This is a genomic window from Nostoc sp. (genome assembly GCF_035638895.1).
GTDB lineage: Bacteria > Cyanobacteriota > Cyanobacteriia > Cyanobacteriales > Nostocaceae > Nostoc.
Genome location: NZ_DASQZC010000252.1, coordinates 1 through 3,598, shown reverse-complemented (window position 1 = coordinate 3,598; position 3,598 = coordinate 1). Strand labels below are relative to the sequence as shown.

The 3,598-nt window shown below is 41.6% G+C and carries 4 protein-coding genes; 3 read left to right on the top strand and 1 reads right to left on the bottom strand.

The annotated features are described in order from the left end of the window. The first annotated feature begins 154 nt into the window (after nt 1–154). The 3 genes from VE944_RS12350 (at nt 155) to VE944_RS12340 (ending at nt 1,820) form a co-directional block, all read left to right on the top strand. The gene (locus VE944_RS12350) at nt 155–727 is read left to right on the top strand and encodes a hypothetical protein (RefSeq protein WP_324977317.1); all 573 of its coding nucleotides are present in this window, start codon (nt 155–157) and stop codon (nt 725–727) included. Between the two features lie 532 nt (nt 728–1,259). Continuing rightward, complete coding sequence (locus tag VE944_RS12345) at nt 1,260–1,499, top strand: hypothetical protein (RefSeq protein ID WP_324977314.1); 240 nt, start codon at nt 1,260–1,262, stop codon at nt 1,497–1,499. A gap of 63 nt (nt 1,500–1,562) precedes the next feature. Further along, complete coding sequence (locus VE944_RS12340; protein ID WP_324977311.1) at nt 1,563–1,820, top strand: hypothetical protein; 258 nt, start codon at nt 1,563–1,565, stop codon at nt 1,818–1,820. Between the two features lie 2 nt (nt 1,821–1,822). On the opposite strand, the gene VE944_RS12335 is transcribed toward VE944_RS12340, so the two are convergent. Continuing rightward, nucleotides 1,823–3,562, bottom strand: coding sequence for an ABC transporter ATP-binding protein (locus VE944_RS12335; protein WP_324977308.1), 1,740 nt, complete (start codon nt 3,560–3,562; stop codon nt 1,823–1,825). Nucleotides 3,563–3,598 lie beyond the last annotated feature (36 nt).

The following is a 3,598-nucleotide window of genomic DNA, read 5'->3' as shown; positions in this document are numbered from 1 at the left end:
GTTGAACTATACGTTAATCAACCAATCTAGTTTTATAAGGTAGGATTTATACCAATTTTAGATTTTTGATTGGGTAATGGTAATTGGTAATTAGTTTTCTTTCTATCTTTCCCATATTCTCTTGTTCTATCTACCAATCTTCCCATTTGCAACCATGAAAAGTAATCCTAACTTGTCAGGAAATACCCCAGGTAATTCTTATTTCCTACCTATAGCTTCCTTAATTTTCTCGGTTGCTATGTTTTTGTTGGTAGGTCGCGCTGTTGCTAATAACGCTGTTCTGCGTTCCATATTTTCCTGTCAAGCACAGGGTTTAGGGGGAGCAATACCTACGATCGACGTTTGGTATCAACAAGGAACAAACTTAAGCTTTATTCAGACTGGAGAAGTAATTAAAAAAGTTTGGTTAAACGATCCATCACAGGTAACTATAGACTTTGATGGGCCAGTATGTATGCAGTTTGGTCAAGACTCTAATAGTAGTGGAGGAGATTGTAAAAACTCCTCAGCGAATGTAATTCAACTCAGACGAATTCAAAAACTAAATATTCCTGGGCTTCCTCCCACTAGCAACACACTTTTAACAGTTGTTACCGAAGGACAAGGTAGAAATAAGTTGTATACTTTTCGAGTGATATATAAAACAGATAACCCTGAATATCACACTTTAGCAGTTTTTGCCGATCCTTCTGGTCAAGAAGGAGTTTGTGCTAATGTTCCACAATAAATTTCTCGCAAAAGTACCCGACAGCGAAGACAACTGAACTTTCCCTCCACAAAAAGCGCTGAAGCCTACCTATGTCTGCATTGTGGCTTTTCAAAAGGCTTGCTCTAATTGATTGCTTATTTATAAAAATGGAGGGAATTAGAGCAATACGTTTAGGTTAGCCTCAAAAACCATAAATTGCGTGGGTTCGGTTCTAGCTTGCTTCCCCTATAGGTATGAGGTGAAACCCAACTAAATCAATGAAAATGTTGAATTACCCTGCAAGAAGCCCCTTTGGGTCTACGTTCCTTAATCCAAGCGTATTGGGTTAGAGAGAATCTAACTCTTTGGGCAGTTTTCTTTCTTTATAGACCAAGGTTATGCTAAAGGTTAAGCACTACTGTAACTTAATCGATTGATAAAAGGCTATGACTCAACTGATTAATCGACTTAGGCATTTTCAGCCTATATGTTTATAAATCTTCAGATAAAAACTAACTACAAATTCCAAATCTGTGTAAATATAAAGAAAAGCTTAAGAGGTTACAGACTCATGGTCACTGCCAAAATGATGCAACAGCTTTGGGCTGTAATCGAGTCTACCCACGTTAGCACTCTGCTCCAGTTTGACGATGCTGCTTTAGTACAAGTGCTTCTGCAACAGTTAAAAGCGAAGCAGGCTATTGATCCTCAAGCAGATAGCACTCTCAATACTTATATAAAATCTAAACTGCCCCTCATTCGTGATACGGCTGAAGGCCGATTATCCTTTGGACAAGGCAGCAATCATTAGCACTATAAATCAAATCATTGCTCACTGCCAAGCATACGCTCAGAGTTCAAACAGTTGAATATTATGAATAACTGGCTAGTAATTGCCCTAGTAGCTTATCTAATTGGAGCAGCGATTGAAGGGGTGACTACAGCCAGTCAGCTATCTCATTTAGTGCCAGAATTAGCTAAAAACACACAAGCTCACCCTTCAGATTCTGCCACTGAATCTAGTTCCACTTGGCGAGTTGTGGCTGCGATCGCCTCAGTAACTATATGTGGAGCTTTTTTATGGCCTTGCCGACTTTTCCACCGTTTAATTAAAAGCAAAGTTAATTCGTAAGCTTAATCCTCATCTGTAGAGTAAAACTGTTGGGCATAAAAACGGGCATATCGTCCTTCCTGAGACAGGAGAGAGGTATGTGTACCAGCTTCAACCAAATGTCCATGTTCTAGTACGAGAATGCAGTCAGCCCTACGAACGCTGCTCAAGCGATGGGCGATAACAAACACGGTACGGTTTTGCATCACTCGCTTGATCGCTTCTTGAACTAGTGCTTCTGACTCCGAATCTAAGGCAGAAGTAGCTTCATCCAGGATGAGAATTCGAGGATCGTTGACGATCGCTCTGGCGATGGCTAATCTTTGGCGCTGTCCTCCAGATAGGTTAACTCCGCGCTCGCCAACCCAGCTATGATAACCTTGGGAAAACTGGGTGATGAACGAGTGAGCGTTGGCAATCTTTGCTGCTGACTCAATTGCTGCCAAATTTAATTCTTCTTGACCATAACCAATATTTTCAGCGATCGTTCCCGAAAAAAGGGTAATGTCTTGGGGAACAATGCCAATTTGATGACGCAAACTTGTGAGTGTGACATCGCGGATATCAATATCATCAATTAGAATTTCACCCGCCTGGGGGTCATAAAAACGAAGTAAAAGGTTAATTAAAGTCGATTTGCCCGCCCCAGAAGAACCAACCAAGGCAATGACACTACCCGGAGAAGCGTGCAAACAAAGATCCTTGAGCACTGGCTCGTCGGGATTGTAAGCGAAATTGACATGACGATACTCTACCTTGCCAGCAATTCGTGGCAGTTCCTTATCATTCGGTTTTTCAATTAAACTAGGCTGCTCTGCCATCAATTCAAAGATGCGTTCGACGGAAGCTTCGGTCTGTTTGTACTCGTTGTAATTGCTAATCATCATGTCGATTGGCTGAATCAGTAAAGCCACAGCAGCTAAGAAACTGATAAACCCTTGAGTAGTCAGTTGCCCCTGAGAAATCTGCCATCCTCCTAATAAAAACAGCAGTATAATACTAACTGCTTCCAAAAAACCAACAACGGGAAACTGAATGGATTTGAGTTGTAGAGCGCGATACTTAGCTTGGCGATTGATTTCTGCTTCTTGATTGAATCGCTTTACTTCATATTCTTGTGCTGCAAAAGCTTGAACAACGCGAATTCCGCTAAATACTTCAGTTAGCATCGCCGACAAATTGGAAACTTGATTTTGGCTCTGGCGAGATAGCACGAGTAATCGCTGACCAAATTGCCCAATCAACCAAGCCATTAAAGGAGCCAAAATCAAACCCGCAAGAGTGAGGGGCCAATTTAGGTAAAGCATGTAAATGGGAATCGCAATTAACTGCAACAAATTGGAAAGAAACTGATGGGATAACTTGTCTACAATCTCGCCTACGCGATCGATATCTTCAGTCAAGCGATAAGTCAAGTCTCCCGTCTGTGTAGTTTCAAAGTAATCTAATCCAAGTTTGTGCAGGTGAGCATAAACCCGCTTACGCAAGTTTAAAACCATGTTCAGAGTAGCAGCGATCATAAAGACATTCTGCCCGTATTGACAAAGCCCTCGAACAAAAAATACCAAAGTGGCTAGTCCGAGCCAGTAGGCAATCTGGTTAACATTTCCCTGACCAAGATAAAAGGCAACCTGACCTGCTAAATGGGGCACTGCTAGGGTGAATAACACAAATCCCAAAATACAAGCTAATCCCTGAATTAACAGCGGCCATTGGGGCCACAGATAAGGCAACAGTTGCCAGTAACTAGAGCGGACTTTCATAGGTAAGTAAGAATTCAGGAGTCAGGAGTCAGGAGT